16 protein-coding genes are annotated in these 19,231 nt (G+C 65.9%); 4 read left to right on the top strand and 12 right to left on the bottom strand.

The features are described 5' to 3' along the window. Nucleotides 1-32 precede the first annotated feature (32 nt). Both JQT59_RS30390 and lpdA read left to right on the top strand, forming a co-directional pair. Nucleotides 33-1,016: a dipeptidase gene (locus tag JQT59_RS30390; RefSeq protein WP_213573169.1), complete on the top strand. Its 984-nt coding sequence runs from the start codon at nt 33-35 to the stop codon at nt 1,014-1,016. Nucleotides 1,017-1,065: 49 nt separating this feature from the next. Then, nucleotides 1,066-2,469 (top strand): dihydrolipoyl dehydrogenase, encoded by a 1,404-nt coding sequence (gene lpdA, locus JQT59_RS30385; RefSeq protein ID WP_213573168.1) that lies wholly within the window; start codon nt 1,066-1,068, stop codon nt 2,467-2,469. A 61-nt stretch (nt 2,470-2,530) separates the two neighbouring features. On the opposite strand, the gene JQT59_RS30380 is transcribed toward lpdA, so the two are convergent. Continuing rightward, nucleotides 2,531-2,944, bottom strand: a complete 414-nt coding sequence (locus JQT59_RS30380) for a winged helix-turn-helix transcriptional regulator (RefSeq protein ID WP_213573167.1) — start codon at nt 2,942-2,944, stop codon at nt 2,531-2,533. A gap of 117 nt (nt 2,945-3,061) precedes the next feature. Between JQT59_RS30380 and JQT59_RS30375 the strand changes: the two genes are divergently transcribed. Continuing rightward, nucleotides 3,062-3,919, top strand: a complete 858-nt coding sequence (locus JQT59_RS30375; protein WP_213573166.1) for an SDR family oxidoreductase — start codon at nt 3,062-3,064, stop codon at nt 3,917-3,919. Here JQT59_RS30375 and JQT59_RS30370 read toward each other — a convergent pair. From JQT59_RS30370 to JQT59_RS30350, 5 genes are all read right to left on the bottom strand, one after another. Beyond that, nucleotides 3,914-4,978: an IS110 family RNA-guided transposase gene (locus JQT59_RS30370; RefSeq protein ID WP_213573165.1), complete on the bottom strand. Its 1,065-nt coding sequence runs from the start codon at nt 4,976-4,978 to the stop codon at nt 3,914-3,916. The two genes, JQT59_RS30375 and JQT59_RS30370, sit on opposite strands and share 6 nt — an antisense overlap. A gap of 326 nt (nt 4,979-5,304) precedes the next feature. Further along, nucleotides 5,305-6,504 carry a DDE-type integrase/transposase/recombinase gene (locus JQT59_RS30365; protein ID WP_249353954.1) on the bottom strand — a complete coding sequence of 400 codons (1,200 nt, stop codon included), beginning with the start codon at nt 6,502-6,504 and terminating at the stop codon, nt 5,305-5,307. A 115-nt stretch (nt 6,505-6,619) separates the two neighbouring features. Continuing rightward, nucleotides 6,620-8,377 (bottom strand): allophanate hydrolase, encoded by a 1,758-nt coding sequence (gene atzF, locus JQT59_RS30360; protein ID WP_213573164.1) that lies wholly within the window; start codon nt 8,375-8,377, stop codon nt 6,620-6,622. Next, nucleotides 8,377-12,009, bottom strand: coding sequence for an urea carboxylase (uca, locus tag JQT59_RS30355; RefSeq protein WP_213573163.1), 3,633 nt, complete (start codon nt 12,007-12,009; stop codon nt 8,377-8,379). The genes atzF and uca overlap by 1 nt, the downstream gene beginning before the upstream one ends. An 80-nt stretch (nt 12,010-12,089) precedes the next feature. Next, entirely contained in the window at nt 12,090-13,526 is a 1,437-nt protein-coding gene (locus JQT59_RS30350; RefSeq protein WP_213573162.1) for a short-chain fatty acid transporter, read from the bottom strand. A gap of 155 nt (nt 13,527-13,681) precedes the next feature. Between JQT59_RS30350 and JQT59_RS30345 the strand changes: the two genes are divergently transcribed. Then, nucleotides 13,682-14,299, top strand: coding sequence for a GyrI-like domain-containing protein (locus JQT59_RS30345; protein ID WP_213578228.1), 618 nt, complete (start codon nt 13,682-13,684; stop codon nt 14,297-14,299). Nucleotides 14,300-14,327: 28 nt separating this feature from the next. On the opposite strand, the gene JQT59_RS30340 is transcribed toward JQT59_RS30345, so the two are convergent. The 6 genes from JQT59_RS30340 to urtB form a co-directional block, all read right to left on the bottom strand. Further along, a complete protein-coding gene (locus JQT59_RS30340; RefSeq protein WP_213573161.1) occupies nt 14,328-14,861 on the bottom strand; it encodes a carboxymuconolactone decarboxylase family protein in 534 nt (177 codons plus the stop codon). 104 nt (nt 14,862-14,965) lie between these two features. Continuing rightward, nucleotides 14,966-15,664, bottom strand: coding sequence for a GntR family transcriptional regulator (locus JQT59_RS30335; protein ID WP_213573160.1), 699 nt, complete (start codon nt 15,662-15,664; stop codon nt 14,966-14,968). After that, complete coding sequence (gene urtE / locus JQT59_RS30330) at nt 15,664-16,377, bottom strand: urea ABC transporter ATP-binding subunit UrtE (protein ID WP_208962389.1); 714 nt, start codon at nt 16,375-16,377, stop codon at nt 15,664-15,666. The genes JQT59_RS30335 and urtE overlap by 1 nt, the downstream gene beginning before the upstream one ends. After that, nucleotides 16,364-17,209, bottom strand: a complete 846-nt coding sequence (urtD, locus tag JQT59_RS30325) for an urea ABC transporter ATP-binding protein UrtD (RefSeq protein ID WP_213573159.1) — start codon at nt 17,207-17,209, stop codon at nt 16,364-16,366. The genes urtE and urtD overlap by 14 nt, the downstream gene beginning before the upstream one ends. Beyond that, nucleotides 17,206-18,324 carry an urea ABC transporter permease subunit UrtC gene (urtC, locus tag JQT59_RS30320; RefSeq protein WP_213573158.1) on the bottom strand — a complete coding sequence of 373 codons (1,119 nt, stop codon included), beginning with the start codon at nt 18,322-18,324 and terminating at the stop codon, nt 17,206-17,208. The genes urtD and urtC overlap by 4 nt, the downstream gene beginning before the upstream one ends. Continuing rightward, nucleotides 18,321-19,205 (bottom strand): urea ABC transporter permease subunit UrtB, encoded by an 885-nt coding sequence (urtB, locus tag JQT59_RS30315; RefSeq protein ID WP_109327729.1) that lies wholly within the window; start codon nt 19,203-19,205, stop codon nt 18,321-18,323. Before urtB ends, urtC begins: the two co-directional genes overlap by 4 nt. Nucleotides 19,206-19,231 lie beyond the last annotated feature (26 nt).

The raw sequence follows: 19,231 nt of genomic DNA, 5'->3' as shown, positions 1-19,231 counted from the left end.
GTTGCAGGAAGCACTCCGATAGCCTCGGCGGCGTGAGTACACCCGGGCAGTACCCGTTGTGGGAGCAGCACTGCTGTCTGCCGCTGACACCGTCGGCAACTATCGACGAGCTCCGCCGTTACCGCCGTCCGGCCGGCAGCTACGTGTCGGTGAACATCGGTTACTCCCCGCAGGACAAGGCGGCGTCGACGGCGATCGCCGAGAGCTTTCGTGCCCAGGCCGGCGGTGACATCGAGTTGGTGACACGACTCGACGACGTCGGCGCAGTACGCGGCGCCGGTGGTATCGCGCTCGCATTCGACCTCGAAGATTCCGCCCCGCTCGACGGCGACCTCGCAAACGTGGCCCATTTTCACCGTCTGGGCACACGATCGCTGCTGCCCACGTACAACCATGCGAATGCAACCGGGTGCGGTTGCCTCGACGCCGACGACACCGGGCTGACCGGCTACGGCCGCGACCTCGTGCGGGAGATGAATCGGGTGGGGATGACCGTGGACGGCTCCCACTGTTCGATACGTACCGGACTCGACCTTGCCGCGGTTACCGAGCGCCCCATGATCTACAGCCACTCCAACCTGCGGCGATTGTGGGATCACCCTCGCAACATCACCGACGATCAGGCTCGCGCCTGCGCGGAGACGGGTGGCGTGATCGGGATCAATGGGGTCGGCATCTTTCTGGGTGTCAATGGGCCGGACGACCATGCCCGCCGGTTGTCGGCGATGGCCGATCACATCGAGGAGGCGGTCGATCTGGTGGGTCCCGCGCACGTCGGCATCGGCTCGGACTACTCGTTCGACGCCGCGGACTTCGTCGCGGAGATCACGAACAATGCGGGCTCGTTCTCGGACGCGTATACGGCGTGGGGTCCGCTGCAGTGGGTACCGCCGGAGGATGTGCTGACTCTCGATCGCGTTCTGCGGAATCGGGGGTTCGACGAGCCGTCCATCGAGGCCGTATACGGGGGAAATTTCGCCCGTGTCGCGGCGGCAGTCTGGGCTACTGGCGGGTAACACGACCGAGGTGAGACACCGAATCCGGACGGGACTACCCTGAACAACCGTGACCTCACACTATGACGTCGTTGTCCTCGGAGCCGGTCCCGGTGGGTACGTCGCTGCTATCCGCGCGGCACAGCTGGGATTGAGTACCGCCATCATCGAGCAGAAGTACTGGGGTGGTGTGTGCCTGAACGTGGGCTGCATCCCCTCGAAGGCTCTTCTCCGTAACGCCGAGCTTGCGCATCTCTTCACGAAAGAGGCCAAGTTGTTCGGCATCACCGGTGAAGCGTCCTTCGACTTCGGCGCAGCCTACGACCGCAGCCGCAAGGTCGCGGAGGGGCGCGTCAAGGGCATTCACTTCTTGATGAAGAAGAACAAGATTCCCGAGTACGACGGCAAGGGCACCTTCACCGACGCCAACACCATCGAGGTCGCACTGACCAAGGGTGGCACCGAGACGGTGACGTTCGACAACGCCATCATCGCGACCGGTTCGACCACCAAGTTGCTGCCGGGTACCTCGCTGAGCGAGAACGTCGTCACCTACGAAGAGCAGATCATGACCCGGGATCTGCCGGGTTCGATCCTCATCGTCGGGGCCGGGGCGATCGGCATGGAGTTCGGGTACGTCCTGAAGAACTACGGCGTGGACGTCACCATCGTCGAGTTCCTCGACCGGGCGCTGCCCAACGAAGACGCGGACATCTCCAAGGAAATCGAGAAGCAGTACAAGAAGCTCGGCGTCAAGGTCAAGACCGGCGCGGCTGTGCAGAGCATCGACGACGACGGCAGCAAGGTCACCGTCTCGATCAAGGACAACAAGAGCGGCGAGATCGAGACCGTCGTGGTCGACAAGGTGATGCAGTCGGTCGGCTTCGCCCCCCGCGTGGAGGGCTTCGGCCTCGAGAAGACCGGTGTCCAGCTCACCGATCGCGGTGCCATCGGGATCACCGAGACGATGCAGACGTCGGTGCCGCACATCTACGCGATCGGTGACGTGACGATGAAGCTGCAGCTCGCCCACGTGGCCGAGGCGCAGGGTGTCGTGGCGGCCGAGACGATCGCCGGCGCCGAGACGCTGCCGATCGACGACTACCGGATGATGCCGCGCGCCACCTTCTGCCAGCCGCAGGTGGCCAGCTTCGGTCTCACCGAGCAGCAGGCGAAGGACGAGGGCTACGACATCAAGGTGGCGAACTTCCCGTTCGCCGCCAACGGCAAGGCACACGGCCTCGGTGACTCCACCGGCTTCGTCAAGCTCATCTCCGACACCAAGTACGGCGAGCTGCTCGGCGGCCACCTCATCGGCCCCGACGTCTCCGAGCTGCTGCCCGAGCTGACCCTCGCGCAGAAGTGGGACCTCACCGTCAACGAGCTGGCCCGCAACGTGCACACCCACCCCACCCTCAGCGAAGCCCTGCAGGAGGCCATCCACGGCCTCGCCGGGCACATGATCAACTTCTGATCCTCGATAGAAAACGAGGCCCGCACAGATACTGTGCGGGCCTCGTTTCGTGTATGCGGGCCTAGTTCTGATCGGTCCGGCGTTCGGCGTACTTCTGCTGCGCCGCCCACACTTCGGGCATTCGCGACTCGACCAGTTCGATCAGGCCGACGAGATGTTCGGCGATCTCGGCACCGAGCGGTGTCAGGCTGTATTCCACCTTCGGGGGTATCGCCTCGAGTACGTCGCGGACCACGAGTCCGTCTCGTTCGAGCGCCTGGAGGGTCTGCGACAGCATGCGTTCGCTGACTCCGTCGACGCGCCGGCGTAGTGCGCTGAAGCGGTAGTTGCCCTCGGCCAACGCCGCGAGCGCGAGCACACCCCATCGGCCGGTGACGGTCTGCAGGGTTTCGCGAGAGGTGCACCCGCGGGCGAAGACGTCGGCTTCCAGGGTGGCGTCTGCGCCCTCGCGCGGTGTCTGTTCGAGCTCGGACATGCTCACCACTCTACCCCTCATCGGAGAAGTGCTTACCGTCAAACTTGAACTTACGAATAGTTAGTGCATAATGGGACGTGCGCGCTTGAAACAACAACCCCCACGCTAGGAGTTCCCATGACCATCGCCGTCACCGGTGCAACAGGACATCTCGGCCGCCTCGCCGTCGAGGCTCTCCTCGACAAGGGCACCCCCGCCGGGGAGATCGTGGCGCTCGTTCGCACACCCGCCAAGGCCACCGACCTGACCGACAAGGGCGTCGACGTCCGGCAAGCCGACTACAGCGACCGTGCCTCGCTGGACAAGGCGCTCGGTGGTGTCGACAAGCTGCTCCTCGTGTCGGGTTCCGACGTCGGGCAACGAGTGATTCAGCACGGCAACGTCATCGACGCGGCGAAGGCAGCCGGTGTCGGGTTCATCGCCTACACCAGCGTCCTCGATGCGCAGAAGAGCCCGCTCGGACTGGCTGCCGAGCACCGCGCCACCGAGGATCTGCTCGACGGGTCCGGAATCGACTTCGCCTTGCTGCGCAACGGCTGGTACTGGGAAAACTACCTGGGCGCTGTGGCGACGGCCCGGGAGACGGGTTCCTTGTTCGGCAGCGCAGGAAACGGCATCATCGCCGGGGCCGCGCGCAAGGACTACGCCGAGGCGGCCGCCGCCGTCCTGGTCGCCGACGGGCAGGCGGGAGCGGTGTACGAGCTCGGTGGTGACGAGCGGCTGACATACGAACAGCTGGCCGAGGTCCTCTCCGCGGTGGTCGGTAGCCAGGTGTCGTACAAGGACCTCCCGCAGGACGAGTACGCCGCCCTGCTCGAAGGCGCCGGCTTGCCGGCACCGGTGGCGCAGATGCTCGCCGATTCCGATGCGGGAGTAGCCACCGGCGCCCTCGACACCAAGAGCGGCGATCTGCAGAAGCTGATCGGCCGCCCGTCGACCCCGGTGGCCGCCGTCCTCGCTGTGATGCTCCTATGAGGAGTCAACTTGGGTGGGGTGTAGGACTCGGTAGATTTCGCGGGCGACGTAGCGTTTGAGGCAGCGGATGATCTCGCGTTTGGTTTTGCCTTCCTCGGTGCGGCGGGCCATGTAGTCGCGGGTGCGGGTGTCGGTTTTGAGGCGGCTGATCACGATGGTGTGCAGGGCCCGGTTCGCCTGCCGGTTCCCGCCACGGTTGAGCCGGTGCCGGCAGATCTTGCCGGAGGAGGCTGGCAGGGGTGCGACACCGCAGCTGGTGGCGAAGGCGGCTTCCGAGCGGAGCCGGTCGGGGTTGTCGCCGACGCAGATCAGCAGTTCGGCGGCGGTGACGATCCCGATGCCGGGCGCGGCGAGCAGTGCGGGTGCCGCGCGTCGGGTCAGCACTGCGAGGTCGGTGTCGAGGGCGTTGATCTCCTCGCTCAACGCGGTGATGCGGCGGGCGGTCGAGCGGAGTGCGGTCTTGGTTGCGGCGAGGATGCCGCCGGCGGCGACCGGGTCGGGACGCAGGCCGGCGCAGGTGCCGATCAGGTCGGTGCGGGTCAGGTGCCGGAGTTGTCCGCGTAGTGGTTCGGGTGCGGCGACGATCATCGAGCGCAGGGCGGTCAACGCCTCGGCACGGGCCTTGACCGCCAATGCGCGGGTCCGGGAGAGGAAGCGCAGGGCCTCGCTGTCGCCGTCACGGGTCTTGGGGATGGTGGTCGCTCGCCCGGACAGGGCTGCGGTGGCGGCGGCGTAGGCGTCGACCGGATCGGACTTGCCGCGGGCGCGTCGGGCGCGGCGGTCGGGTTTGTCGACCTCGACCACCGGCAACCCGGCCTCGGTGAGCACCCGGGTCAGGCCGGCCCCGTAGGTGCCGGTGCCCTCGATCCCGACCGAGGCGATGACTCCGGCATCGGTGATGAAGGACAACAGTTTCCGGTACCCGGCCGGGGTGGCGTCGAACTGGTGATCCGCGACCGGGCGGCCGAGGTGATCGATGATCGCGGCGTGGTGGGTGTCTTTGTGGGTGTCGACCCCGACGAAGATCTCGAGGCTGACAGCGGTGGAAATATCGGTCATGCTGGACACAGGTCATCCCTTCATCGCGGTGGCCACGTGCCGGTCGAGGCTGGGTGGACAACACAGTGATGGGACTTGGTCGCGTCAGGCTCCTATCAGGTCACACCCGCCCGGCCGGCCCGTATCAGGCACGGGGGCTGGTCCGGTCGATACGAGGCCGACACATCACAGCAAAGACAGTCCGCGGTGGACGTCGGAGTACTTGCGAGTCAGATCTCGTACCGGCCGGACTGCTCCAGTATCACTGAGTACTTCTTAACCGCCCGCGGTTTGTGCTGTCTACGTTGATGTGAGACACGGGTGTCTACGTAGATGCGAGACAGATTTTAGACGGGTTGAAGTTGTCCTTGGTAGCGCTTGGTGTGGTCGAGGTGTAGGTGTCCGATCAGGTTGCCGTCGGCGGTGTAGGCGGTGACGTGGTCGTCGTCGCGCAGCAGGGTGATGGTCTGCCCGGCTCTGCGCCGGCCGACGCTCAGGCGGGTGTGGGAGTCGACGCACACGGTGCCGGCGGAGGAGACGATCAGGGCGTGCACGGTGGCGTCGTGTTGGATCGGAAGTGCTTGTGGCCCACCGAGGAGCGGCGCGTTCTGCCAGGCCTGCCGCGGCGGCATCTTGACCGCACTGTGCGGGCGGTCGGTGTTGTAGAACCGCTGGTAGGTGTCGCAGAGCTGCTGCAGTTCGATCAGAGTGGTCGGTTGGGTGGGGTGTGTGGCCAACCATTGCTTGAAGGTGCGGTGGTGGCGTTCGACCTTCCCGCAGGTCTGCGGGTGGTACGGGGTGGAGTGGATCAGCCGGGCCCCGGCCCGCTCCACGACCCGGGTGAAGCCCGAGGTGCCGCCCCTGGTGCGGCGGGAGGTGAACGCGCTGCCGTTGTCGGCGAGCACCAGTGCCGGGACGCCGAAGTCGGTGAACGCGGCGGTGATCGCCGCGATCGCCCCGGCGGCGGTCTCGGCGTCCGCGACCCGGGTGGCGACCAGGGTGCGGGTGCAGTCGTCGAGGACCTCGAAGACGGTGGCCTTGGCCCCGGTCGCCAACCGGAGTTCGGTGGCGTCGATCTGATAGCAGTCGCGGGGTTTGCGGTAGCAGAACCGGCGGTAGGACGATTTCGGGCGTTTCTTCGGCTCGGGGATCACCAGGTGGTAGCGGGAGAGGATCTTGTTGATCGTGGCCCGGGACGGGATGGTCCAGCCCTGCTCGGACCAGTGTTGCTTCTCGGCGACCGCGTTCAGGTGGTAGGCGATGGTGTCGGCGCCGCGCTCGTGATGGGGCAGGTTCAGGCGAAGCCGCACGATCTCGGCCTCCACCTCCCACGCGGTGGCGTGCGGGCAGGAAGAGGGCCGGCGGGACCGGGCGGTCCACCGGCCGTCCTCCTCGATCCGTTTCTTGTGCCGGTAGGCGGTGGCGCGGGAGATCCCGTGGTCGGTGCACCAGCGGGCGAAGTTCCCGTCGAACATGTCGGCGCCGGTGGTCTGGGAGACCACCAGCAAGGCGTGTAGCAGTTCCATGACGGCTTCCGTTCCGGTCATGAACCAAGTCCACGACCAGTCGGGTGCCTCACACCTCAATCGACAGCAGCGTGTCTCACATCTGGGTGGACATCATCTGTCTCACATGTCCCCAGACTCAACAAACCGCCCGCGGTTAAGAAGTACTCACGGGACGCGAAGCGGCAAGGTAGGCCACCCAACTACCGAATTCGGTGATGTCCGTGGCCCCGTCGACCGCGTCGTGGGTGCAGCTGAAGCCCACCACGGCGCGGCCGTCGGACAGTTCGACACTGGTCAGTGCCATCGGCGCCGGAAGTGCCGCCAGGAATCGTCCCAATCCGGCGGGGGAGACTCGGAACAACTCTCCGACGATGGGTGCGCCCGTGTCGGGGCCCCGGCGCACCAGCCCGGGTTTGGGGGGTGTGGTGGCGAGTGCGGTGAGCCGGTACGCGTCGGTGGTGGTGACGGTGTCCACGAAACGGGCACCGAGGTCCTCGAGTTGGAAATGGAGAGGCTGCCCGCGCAGGTGGGCCCCGAATACGGCGAGCTCGACACCGTCCTCGACCAACGCCGGCGCGGGAACACCGGTAAGCCGGGCAGCGAGGTCGACGGCAACCTGATCGGTGAAACCGGGCACCACGAACATCACCCCGAACGGTTCACCCGCCGCCGTGGGCATGCCGGGTACCGCGACGGCCGCCATGTCGAGCAGGTTGCAGAAGTTCGTGTATGTGCCCATTCGCCGGTTGATGTCGATCGGCTCGGCCTGGACCGCGGCGATGGTCGGGTGCTCGGTGGTGGTCGGCAGGAGTAGCCCGTCGAAGCCGGCAAGGAGATCCCGGGTCTGCGCCTTGACACGAACGAGGGTGTCGAGGTCGGCCACCAACTCGTGCCCTGCCGGCCGCCTCGCGGACCCGACGATGGCGGTCACGACCGGATCCGCCCCGGCAGGCGCCGTGTCGAGGAACCGTCCGACGGCGGTGTACCGTTCCGCGACGACCGCTCCGTCGTAGAGTAGCCGGGCAGCGTCGAGCAGCGCGGAGATGTCTACCGTGTCGACGCGAAAGCCTTTGTCGGTCAACGCCTGTACCGTGTCGTCGAATGCCTGCCGGTAGTCGGCGCCGAGCGCGGTGAGGTCCTCGTCGCGCGGGACGGCGACCCGTGGCTGCGCAGGTGCCGCCAACCTCACGTCGGTAGGCCAAGCCCTGCTGCGCGGGTCCCTCGACGCCGGCCCCGCCATGATCCGGGCCGCGGCGGCGGCGGCGTCGAGTTCGGTGGCGAACACCGTGACACAGTCGTAGTCGACACAGGCGGGGACGACGCCGTCCGCGGGGATCACACCCAGCGTGGCCTTGATACCGACGAGACCGTTGAAGGCCGCCGGCACCCGACCCGAACCGGCGGTGTCCGTGCCGATCCCGATGTCGGCGATGCCGAGGGCCACGGCGACGGCCGAGCCGGAGCTCGAACCACCGGACACCCGCTCGGGGTCCCACGAGCAGCGCACCGCCCCATAGGGACTGCGCGTGCCCACCAGGCCGGTGGCGAACTGGTCGAGGTTCGTCTTACCGAGGACGATGGCACCCTGATCTACCAGTCGGCGGACGGCCGTCGCGGTGCGGTCGGGCACGTAGGCGAACTCGGGGCACCCCGCCGTGGTAGTCAGTCCCGCGACATCGATGTTGTCCTTGACTGCCAGGATCTGTCCGGCCAGCGGGAGGTATTCGCCTGCAGCGATTCTCGATTCGATGGCGGCTGCGTCGGCGTAGACGTCCTCGGCGGGCCGAAGTGTGATCCAGATTTCCGGACGGTCCACCGCGGCGATCCGCCGGAAGGCGTCGTCGACGCGTTCGGTGGGCGAGAGGGTAATTCTGGTGGGCTCCAGCTTGCTGGCATCGACACTCACGCTCATCAGTTCTCTGCTCCGATCACGAAGAGGGGGGCGCCGGGCTCGACTATCGATCCCGGTGAAACAAGCACCTGCAGAACCGTTCCGGAGGCGGTTGCAGGCACCGGCATCTCCAGTTTCATGGCCTCGAGCACCACGGCGTTGTCGCCGAGCCGGACACGCTGCCCGACCTCGACCTCGACTCGCCACACGCTGCCCACCAGCGGAGCTTCGACGACGACCGCACCGGGTGGCAGGTCGAGGAGCGGCTGTTCGGGGAGGAGTGGCGGTTCGACACGGTCGTATTCACCGGACGCACGCCACGCAGACTTCTCGGCGTCGAAAGCCGCCGACTGTCTGCTGTTGAACGCTGCGATCGACTCGGCGTTGTCGGTCAGGAACTTCAGATGATCGGCGAGTGCGAAGGTGCCCTCGGAGATCTCGGTATCGAACCGGCCAGCCACGGCTTGCTCGCGGTACTTCTGCAGTTCCTCCGGGGTCGCCGGTTCCCAGACGATGCGGTCGAAGAACCGGAACATCCAGGGTGTGCCCTCGTCGAAGGGGCGGTGCTGCCGGTAACCGGACCAGATGGGTACCGTGCGACCGATCAACTGGTAGCCGCCCGGCGACTCCATGCCGTAGACGCACAGGTACTTTCCGCCGATGCCGACGGCGTCGGACGGCGTCCAGGTGCGTGCCGGGTTGTACTTGGTGGTGACCAGGCGGTGCCGGGGGTCGAGTGGCACGGCCAGCGGGGCACCGAGGTAGACGTCACCGAGCCCGAGTACCAGGTATTCGGCATCGAACACGGTGTCGCGCACGTCGTCCACACTGTCCAACCCATTGATGCGCCGGATGAATTCGGTGTTGGAGGGCAGCCAGGGAGCCTCGTCCCGGACGCCGCTGCGGTAGCGGTCGATCGCCTCCGCGATGGACGGGTCGTCGAAGGACAACGGCAACCGGACAGTTCGGCTCGGCACGACCAGGTCGTGCGTGGCGGGCAGCAGTTCCTCGATGTCCTGCAGGATGTCGAGTAGGCGGCCACCGGGCAGGACGTCCGGGTCGAAATGCAGGTGCAGCGACCGCACCCCGGGCGTGATGTCGATGATGCCGCGCACCCCGCGTCGGATCAACTCTTCCGACAGCGCGTGCACCCGCATCCGGAGTCCGAGGTCGAGTTGTTGTTCACCGTATTCGACGAGGATGTTGTCGTCCCCGCCGCGAAGGTATGCCACCGCGGGGCGGTCCAGTACGGGCCCGGTTCGCCCCAGAACGCCTCCGTCTGCCTGGGCAGGAGTCCGGATTCCTCGCGGAACATCCAGAGCGCGAAAGGAATCGGATCGTCGAAGTTCGTGCGCATCGGATTCGGACACCGCCACGAAGCGCACCCCGTCACCCGGCCGGATCTGCCCCAGTTTCCACCGGTGGGCGCTGACGACCGTGAGCGGGCAGGCGAAGCCACCGAGACTCGGGCCGTCGGGACCGAGGAGGATCGGCGTGTCACCGGAAACATTGAGGGCACCCACGCTGTACGGGTTGTCGTGCAGGTTCGACGGGTGTAGTCCCGCCTCGCCACCATCGGTTCGCGACCAGGTGGGTTTGGGTCCGTCGAGGCGGAGACCGGTGCGATTGGCGTGCGTTTGCACCTTCCAGGTGGTGCCGTAGAACTGCGCCATGTCGGATTCGGTGAAGTACGACGGCGCAGACTGCGGACCCTCGGTGACCGCCAGATGCCACAGGTGAGTGCAGTGGGGACGCGACTCCGTCGGAACGGGGTGTGGAGTGCCCAGGCCGCCGGTGTCGTCGACGATTCCGAGTACGTCCCCGGTGGCAACCGCCTTACCGGTGATGCCGCCGAAACCACCGAGCGGGAAAGTGGCAGCGCTGCCGTGAAAGAGCGGCGCGTCGATGCCGCCGCGGACGGCGAGGTACGTGCGCAGACCGGTGTCGGTGGGACCGCCGATGTCGAGAATGGAACCGGCGGGCACCTCGACCGGCTCCCACAACGGGACGGCATCGCCGTCGATCGTGACCGGTGCATCCGCGCCGCCGACACAGATCAGGGTGGCATCGGAGAACTCGAGTCGCGGACCCTGCAGGGTGCATTCGAGGCCCGGCGCCCCGGCAGGGTTGCCGACGGCGGAGTTCACGAGCTGGAACGAAAGGTCGTCCATCGGTCCGGACGGCGGAATGCCGACGCTCCACAGCCCGGTGCGGCCTGGATAGTCCTGCACGGTGGTCATGGTCCCTGCCCGGAGGACGTCGATACGACGGCCGGTGGAACGGAAGTCGGTGAGAAAGTCGGTGGTATGGACGGCGTCGAGAACGTCTGCGGCAGAACAGATTCGCCGCAGCTGCGGCAGGTTCGTCTGAATTCCGTAGATGTGCGTGTCGGACAGGGCCTCGGCCAACGCGGCGAACGCACCGGTGCGCCGATGCCCTCGAGTGATCACCTTGGCGAGCATCGGGTCGTAGTACGGGCTCACCTCGGTGCCGGTGTCGACCCACGTCTCCACCCGCGTGTGGGCAGGAAACTCGACTCCGGTGAGCCGCCCCGCACTGGGGCGATAGTCGTGGCCCGGGTCCTCGGCGTAGATCCGGGCTTCCACCGCGGTACCGACGATGTCCGGTCCGGTGTCGGGGAGGCTCTCGAGCATCGACGAATCTCCTCGTGCGAGCCGCAGCATCCACTCGACCAGATCGATACCGGTGACTTCCTCGGTGACCGGATGTTCCACCTGCAAGCGGGTATTCATCTCGAGGAACGACGCCTCGCCGCGATCCACGTCGTAGACGAACTCGACCGTCCCTGCGGATCGGTAGTCGACGGACGACGCCAGCATGCGAGACGAACTCAGCAATCGCTCGACGACGTCATCGGGCAGTCCGGGTGCGGGAGCCTCCTCCATCACTTTCTGATGGCGCCGCTGAAGCGAGCAGTCGCGTGTGCCGAGGCTGAGGGTACGTCCGAGGCCGTCACCGAAAACCTGCACTTCGATGTGCCGCGCCCGGGCGACGAAGCGTTCGAGGAACACACCGGAAGACGAAAAGTTCGCCTCGGCCAGCCGCTGGACGCGGTCGTACGCTTCCGTGAGGTCGCCGGCGTCGAAACAGGCCTGCATACCGATTCCGCCGCCGCCACCGACTGCCTTGATGATCACCGGGTATCCGATATCCGAGGCTGCGGACAGCGCCGCATCCACCGAATCGAGGAGGCCGCTGCCCGGAACGAGTGGAACCCCCACGGCCAGAGCCTTTTCCCGGGCGGTGTGCTTGTTCCCGAAAATTCGGAGCTGTTCCGGTGTGGGACCCACGAAGGCAATGCCCGACGACTCGACTGCGGTGGCGAAGGCGTCGTTCTCGGAGAGGAACCCGTACCCGGGATGGATTGCGCCCGCGCCGGTGGCCAGCGCAGCCTCGACGACGGCATCGGCGCGTAGATACGACTCGGCTGCGGGAGCGGGTCCGAGTCGCACTGCCATGTCGGCCATCTCGACGTGCGCAGCCGCCACATCGGCGTCGGAATACACCGCCACCGTCTTGAGTCCCAGAATGTGCGCCGAGCGCATGATGCGACAAGCGATCTCGCCCCGATTCGCTACGAGGAGCGTGTCGAACGAGTACTCGACCGGCGGCGTATTCATCCCTGTGGACATGCTTGTATACGCTAAGGACGGCGTGTTGCGCGGAGATTTCTCGCGGTAAAGGGTGGGTTAGTAGAACCTCTCGCGCGCCGTCATGGCGTGGGTACTACCGGCGGCACGTAGTCGAATGTCATCCCGAGTAGCCACACCAGGAGCAGAACCACCGGCAGGTGGAACATGAACTGCAAGAATGTGAATCCCACCAGGTCGCGCGCGCGCAGCTTCAGCACCGCCAGGAGCGGCAGCATGAAGAACGGATTGACGAGGTTGGGCAGTGCCTCGGCCACGTTGTAGATCTGAACCGTCCAGCCCAGGTTCATCTGGACGTCGGTGGCCGCCTGCATGACATATGGGGCCTCGACCAGCCATTTTCCGCCGCCGGACGGGACGAAGACCCCCAGCACCACGGTGTAGAGGGCGATGACGACCGCGAAACTCCCGCCGCCCCCGATGTTCGTGAAGAACTCCGCAAGGTGTTCCGAGATGGTGAGACCCCCGTTGCCCTCGGCCTCGGTGAGGATCGCGGCCATCGCGGCATAGAGGGGAAACTGGACGAGAATACCGGCCGTGGCCGGTACAGCAAGAGTGACAGCTTGCAGGAACTTGCGGGGTGTCCCGTGCAGCACCAGCCCCAGCATGAGGAATACGAGCAGATATCCATTCAAACTGCTGACAACGGTGAGCACCGGCTTCGTGACGAGCTGAGAGACCAACCATCCCAGCGTCATCAGGGCGGCGAGGACCGGCAGGATACGGCTGTACTCGAGCCACTCTCCCGGCCGTGAGCGCGGCGCCACCTCGGCGGGCTGGTCGTCGACATCGACATCTAATTCTTCGGCAGTCTTGATGGCGGCACCCCTCGGCGCGGAGAAATGCGCAATAGCCACGGTCAGCGCGGTGATAATGGCACACATGAGCAATGACTGCCACGTGAAAATCGTGTCACCGAAGTCGAGGACGCCGGTGATCTTCAGCAGTGCCGGAGGCAGCGAGGTTGCAGTGGCCTGCAGTTGCGCAGCCGAAGAGGACATGCCGAGCGCCCACACGGCCCCCAGTCCCATGAAGGCCGCTGCGCCGAGCGCGCGGTAGTCCACGCGTAGATCGGTCCGGCGGGCGATCGCACGGGCCAGCAGACCACCGAAGACGAGACTCAGTCCCCAGTTCAGGAAGGACACCGACATCGACAGGAATGCAACGACACTCACCGCACTGCTGGCGGTGCGCGGCACGGTGGCCAGCCGGTCGATCAGCCTTGCAACCGGGGGCGAGGTGGCCACGACGTATCCGGTGAGCACCACCATGGCCATCTGCAGGGTGAAAGCCGTGAGATCCCAGAAGCCGTCACCGAAAGCATCGACGACCGCGTGCGGGGACGAGCCGTTGGCCAGAGCGGCGACGGCCACGATGACGACACCGGCCAGCGCGAAAACGTAGGCGTCCGGAAACCACTTCTCGGTCCAGGCGGCGAGTGACTGGGCGACCCGTGCCAGTCCTCTTTCGGAGCTGGTTCTCTGGGCGGTGTCCGTCATTCGTCGATCCCCATCTCTGTGCGATGTCCACTCGGTCGAGCTGTGGCGCGGTGCGTCACGCTCAGTCGGTGAGTATCGATGCAGACTTCAGCGCAGACAAGGCCGACATTCGCAGACACCGACTGCAGAAATGCAGAAACAGGAAAGGCGCCACCGTGGACAAGTACGACTGCAAGAAGGAGCGCAAGGCGCTGTACGCGCCGAGCGCCGGACGGTTCGCTCTTGTCGACGTCCCGGAGCTGACCTATATCGCAGTGGACGGACATGGCGACCCGAACACCTCACCCGAGTACGCCGCCGCCGTCGAGGCGCTGTATGCCACCGCCTACACGATCAAATTCGCCAGCAAGATCACCCACGGTCGCGATTTCGTCGTCGGTCCGCTCGAAGGTCTGTGGCGTGCCGCCGACCCACGCAGCTTCATCACCCGCGACAAGGACAGCTGGGACTGGACCATGATGGTCGTGCAACCCGACTGGATCACCACGACCGACATCGAGGATACACGGTCGGTGGTCGCCGCCAAGAAGGAGCTTCCCGCTCTCGATCTGCTGCGCCCGCTCACGTTCGTCGAAGGCGCAAGCGTGCAGATCCTGCACCTCGGCTCCTACGACGACGAGGCGCCTACCCTCGCCCGACTACACGACGAGTTCATGCCCGAGCACGGACTGGTCTTCAACGGCGATCATCACGAGATCTACCTCAGCGACCCCCGGCGGACGGCACCGGCGAAACTCCGGACGGTTCTCCGGCAGCCCGTCCGCCCGGCGTAGCGAAGGGGAGCGAACCGGACCGGGGCGTCTACGAGTAGTCCCGCTCGATCCGCAATGTGCCGATGGTCGTGGCAAGCGCGTCGTATTGCGTGACCAGAAAACAGAACTCGATCAGCTGGCGGTCGTCGAAGTGGGCGCTGAGCGCCGACCACGCGGCATCGTCGAGATTGTCGGTGGTGACGAGTTGGTCGACGGCCGTGAGGATGGCGCGGCGGCGCACATCCCAGCCCTCGGCGTCCGGACCGTCGAGCACCTGCTGGAGAAGGGCCGGGGTGACGCCGGCGCGGCGTCCGAGACGGACGTGGTGATCCATCTCGTACCCGCACTTCCGCAGATGAGCTACGCGGAGAATGATCAGTTCGGTCTCGTGTCGGGAGATTTTTCCGCCCGGCATCAACTTGCTGGAGTAGCGCAGCCACGCCCGGAACAGGCCCCTCGCGCGGCCGACCGTGCTGAACAGATGCGCGTCGGGAACACCGGCGACAGTCGAAAGGATCCGCAACAACACCCAGTTGACCGGTCCGAGCTCCTTCAGCCGTCCTGGTGGAATGCGTGCGCTCATGCCGCTCCCTTCCGTCGAGACTGTGTTACCGAGCGGTAGCAAGACGCTAGCACTCGCTCGGCTTCTCGGTCGAGAAGAGGGATCCCACGCGAGGGGAACGCGGCTCAATCCCGAACGGCCCACGCCATCCGCGCCAGCGAAAGCGCCTGTTCGGCGCGTTCGATCACCACTTCTCGCGACTCGCTGATGTGCGCCAGCAGCGTGTCGTAGGCGGCATCGAGTTTGCGATCCAGCGTCAGTTCTGCCACCGAGATGTGCTCGTCGATGGTCGCAGTCATGCGGTCGGGGGTGAGGTAGTCGAACATCCGCACCGGTCGTACCTTCGCATTCACGTTGACGAGGGCGTCCGACAATGCTGTGTTGCCCGCAGCCCGCAGCAGAACGGTGTGGAACTGCTCGTCGAGTGCCACGAATCCGGCGTCGGGCTCCGGAGTGTCCTTGCGTAGGGCGTACCACTTGTCGAGTTCGGGTCCCAGGACGTCGGGGTCGTGCTGCCTCGACTCGTCGTCCCTGACCCGTGCGATGCCCTGCAGTTCGAGCGTGATGCGGAGTTCGTAGAGCCCGGCGAGTTCGTCGATGCGCGGACGGTACGGAAAGAGCCCACCCACATCGCGTTGCACGAGCCCGTCCGCCAGCAGACGAGCCAGAGCCTCCCGTACCGGCGTCCGGGACACGCCGTACGTCTCGGCGAGGCGTTCCTCGCCGAGACGCTGTCCGGGCGGAATTCGTCCGCTCATCAGATCCGTCCGCAGCGCAAGGTACACCTGGTCGCTGAGTGGACCGGCTGATTCTCGGCGAGCCATCAGATGGCCATTGCCGCGCGGACGTCGGACACCGCGGTACGCACGTCGGACTCGGGTGCGGCGCCACCGGCACCCGACGACGTGACCCGCCCCGACTCGAGCACGTAGTAGCGCTCCGCCGATTCGAGCGCAAAGCCGATGTGCTGCTCGACGAGCAGGACGCCGAGCCCGCCCCGACGCGTGAGCTCCATGATCGTTCGTTCGATCTCCGCGACCACGGACGGCTGAATGCCCTCGGTCGGTTCGTCGAGAATCAACATCTTCGGCTCGGTGATGAGCGCCCGGGCAATGGCCAGCTGCTGACGCTGACCACCCGAGAGGAGACCGGCACGTCGTTCGAGAAGGCCACGCAATGCGGGAAAGAGATCGAGTGCCTCCCCGATGAGTTCCTTTCCGCGCTTGCGGCCGTCGGCAACCACTTGGAGGTTTTCGGCGGTGGTCAGCTGCCCGAACGACTGCTGGCCCTGCGGGACGTACGCGAGGCCGCGCGCCACGCGGGCGCTCGGGCGCAGCGCCGTCACGTCCTCGCCGTCGAACAGCACCCGCCCGGAATCGACCTTGATCAGTCCGACCGCAGCCCGCAGAAGCGTCGTCTTGCCCGCGCCGTTGTGACCCATCACCGCTGCCACGCCGTCCGACGGCACCGTCAGCGAGACCCCGTGGATTACTTCGGTCCGGCCGTACCCGGCCCGGATGTCGTCAAGCTCGAGCATCGCTGTCCTCCTTCGAAACGTCGGGCTGCAACTCGGGAGCGGCGCCGGCCGCGGCGGTCCCGAGGTACACCTCCTGCACACGTGGGTCGGCCTGCACCTGCTCCACGGTTCCCTCGCTCAGCACCTTCCCGGCGTGCAGCACGGTCACCGACGTCGCGAACGCGCGCATGAAATCCATGTCGTGCTCGACCACGACGACGGTCCGCTCACCGCCGATGCGGCGCAACAGGTTTCCCGTCTCTTCCCGCTCCTCGGAACTCATCCCGGCAACCGGCTCGTCGAGCAGGAGAACCGAGCAATTCTGCACCAGCAGCATGCCGATCTCGAGCCACTGCTTCTGTCCGTGCGCGAGAATCCCGGCAGGGGTGTCGCGGAGGCTGCCGAGACCCGTGACCTCGAAAGCCTCCTCGATGGCGGGGAGCACCGTCTTGCGGCGGCGCAGCAGGGTGAGTGCCGAGCGGCCCGCACCCGCGGCGATGTCCAGATTCTGGAGAACCGTCAACTCCTCGAACACACTCGCAGTCTGGAACGTGCGTCCCACCCCGAGCCGGGCGATGCGGTGCACCTTCTTGCCGATCAGCTCGACACCGGACTTGGTGACCGATCCCGTCGCAGGGACGAGCCCGGTGATGGCGTCGACGAGCGTGGTCTTGCCCGCACCGTTAGGTCCGATGAGAAACCGCAGATCACCCTGCAACAGAGTGAGATCGACGCCGTCGACAGCCTTGAACCCGTCGAAGCTGACGCGTAGATCGCGCACCTCGAGGTACTCGCTGGACATCCCGGCGTTGCCGCCGAGCACAGGTTCCTTGGACGTGGTGGACGTAGTCATCGCGCCATCTCCATTCGTTCCGTCGACTCCGTGTCGTCCTCCGGTCCGGGCGAGGAAGGTTCGTCGGGGGACGCCTTCTGCCTGCGTTTCAGCAGTGCGAACAGGCCGGCCACACCGGCCGGGAAGAATCCGACCACCACGATGAACAGTAGGCCCTGGGCGTAAATCCATCCGGAGGGGAAGGACTCGGAGAAGGCACTCTGCGCCCATGCGACACCGATCGCACCCAGAACCGGGCCGAGCAGGGTGGCGCGGCCACCGATGGCGACCCCGATCAGGAAGGCGATCGAGGGAACGATTCCGACGTCGGCGGGGGAGATGATGCCGACGATCGGCACGAACAGCGCACCCGCGATCCCGGCGAAGAAGGCGGCGGTCACGTAGGCGACGAGCTTGATGTTCGCCGGGTCGTACCCGAGGAAGCGGACACGCTCTTCCTGGTCACGTACGGCGACGAGCAGTTCACCGTAGCGGCTGTTCATCAGTTGCCGCACGATCGCCACCACCGCGAGGAGAACACCGGCGGTGATGAAGAAGAGCATCTGCTTGTTGGCGGGATCGTTCAGGTTGAAACCGAAGAAGGTGCGGAACCGGTTGAGGCCGTTGCTGCCGCCGGTGGTCTGTTGCCCGACGAGCAGGATCGCGAACGCGGCAGCGAGTGCTTGACTGAGGATCGCGAAGTACGCGCCCTTCACCCGGCGTTTGAACACGCCGAGACCCAGCGCGAACGCGACGAGTCCGGGGATCAGCAGAATGCCCAGCACCGTCACGACCGGCGACGTGAACGGCACCCAGTATCCGGGCAGGGCGCGGATGCCGGCAATCTGCATGAAGTCAGGCACGGTGTCGCCGCGGAGTTGGGCGTCGGAAATCTTCAGATGCATGGCCATCATGTAGGCGCCGAGCCCGAAGAACACGCCCTGCCCGAGGGTGAGCATCCCCCCGCGGCCCCACGCGAGGCCGATACCGACCGCGACGATCGCGAAGCACAGGAACTTCCCGAGCAGGCTCAACCGGAAATCACTGAGAACGGCAGGGGCGACAACGAAGAGGAGAAGGGCGGCGATCGCGAAACCCGCCCACGCACGGTAACGGCCACTCGTCAGGATGCTCATACGAGACTCCTCGTCTTGACGGCGAACAGGCCCTGTGGCCGAACCTGGAGGAACACCACGATGACCACGAACACGATGACCTTGGCGATCGACGCCGTGGTCGAGTACTCGATGAACGAGTTCAGCAGGCCGAGCGCGAACGCGGCGATCACCGCACCCTTCATCTGCCCCAGACCGCCGACCACGACCACCAGGAAGGCGTCGATGAGATAGCTCTGACCGATGGTCGGGCTGGTCGAACCGATCAGGGTGAGCGCCACACCCGCGACACCGGCGAGACCGGATCCGATGAAGAACGTCGTCACATCGGTACGGCGACTGGAGATTCCACTCGTTTCGGCCAGATCGCGGTTCTGCACGACCGCCCGAATACGACGACCCATCGACGATCTCTTCAGTGCCAGCGACAGTGCCACCACCGACGCGACGGCGAGCACGAGGATGAACAGACGTGTCTTGGGGACCACAGCTCCCAGAATCTCCACACCGCCCGAGAGCCACCCTGGTGCGACGACGTTGACTGCCGGCGCACCGAAGATGTCCCTCGCGAGCTGCTGCAGGATCAAGCCCACACCGAACGTCACCAGCAGGGTGTCGAGCGGCCGGTGGTACATGCGTTTGACCAGAGTGACCTCGAGGAGGACGCCCATGGCACCACCCACCACGAAGCCGACGAGTAGAGAGACGAACAGGGATCCGGTGGCGCTCGAGATCACCTGCTGCACAACGTAAGCGGTGTACGAGCCCGCCATGATGAACTCGCCGTGGGCCATGTTGATGACGCCCATCTGACCGAACGTCAATGACAGTCCCAGCGCTGCGAGCAACAGGATGGATCCGATACTCAGCCCGGTGAACAACTGCCCGATCACTACATCCATGGATGCATGTCCTCTCTCCCTCTACT

It is taken from the genome of Rhodococcus sp. USK13 (assembly GCF_018343855.1).
GTDB classification, from domain to species: domain Bacteria; phylum Actinomycetota; class Actinomycetes; order Mycobacteriales; family Mycobacteriaceae; genus Rhodococcus_F; species Rhodococcus_F oxybenzonivorans.
This window is presented reverse-complemented; position numbering and strand designations above follow the sequence as displayed.

What these genes read in the sequence shown, in the direction of transcription:
- JQT59_RS30380 (WP_213573167.1), bottom strand. Translation starts at nt 2,944, where the DNA reads ATGTCCGAGCTCGAACAGACACCGCGCGAGGGCGCAGACGCCACCCTG.
- urtD (WP_213573159.1), bottom strand. Translation starts at nt 17,209, where the DNA reads ATGACTACGTCCACCACGTCCAAGGAACCTGTGCTCGGCGGCAACGCC.
- JQT59_RS30340 (WP_213573161.1), bottom strand. Translation starts at nt 14,861, where the DNA reads ATGAGCGCACGCATTCCACCAGGACGGCTGAAGGAGCTCGGACCGGTC.
- uca (WP_213573163.1), bottom strand. Translation starts at nt 12,009, where the DNA reads ATGTCCACAGGGATGAATACGCCGCCGGTCGAGTACTCGTTCGACACG.
- JQT59_RS30375 (WP_213573166.1), top strand. Translation starts at nt 3,062, where the DNA reads ATGACCATCGCCGTCACCGGTGCAACAGGACATCTCGGCCGCCTCGCC.
- JQT59_RS30370 (WP_213573165.1), bottom strand. Translation starts at nt 4,978, where the DNA reads ATGACCGATATTTCCACCGCTGTCAGCCTCGAGATCTTCGTCGGGGTC.
- urtE (WP_208962389.1), bottom strand. Translation starts at nt 16,377, where the DNA reads ATGCTCGAGCTTGACGACATCCGGGCCGGGTACGGCCGGACCGAAGTA.
- urtC (WP_213573158.1), bottom strand. Translation starts at nt 18,324, where the DNA reads ATGAGCATCCTGACGAGTGGCCGTTACCGTGCGTGGGCGGGTTTCGCG.
- JQT59_RS30335 (WP_213573160.1), bottom strand. Translation starts at nt 15,664, where the DNA reads ATGGCTCGCCGAGAATCAGCCGGTCCACTCAGCGACCAGGTGTACCTT.
- JQT59_RS30365 (WP_249353954.1), bottom strand. Translation starts at nt 6,504, where the DNA reads ATGACCGGAACGGAAGCCGTCATGGAACTGCTACACGCCTTGCTGGTG.
- atzF (WP_213573164.1), bottom strand. Translation starts at nt 8,377, where the DNA reads ATGAGCGTGAGTGTCGATGCCAGCAAGCTGGAGCCCACCAGAATTACC.
- JQT59_RS30350 (WP_213573162.1), bottom strand. Translation starts at nt 13,526, where the DNA reads ATGACGGACACCGCCCAGAGAACCAGCTCCGAAAGAGGACTGGCACGG.
- urtB (WP_109327729.1), bottom strand. Translation starts at nt 19,205, where the DNA reads ATGGATGTAGTGATCGGGCAGTTGTTCACCGGGCTGAGTATCGGATCC.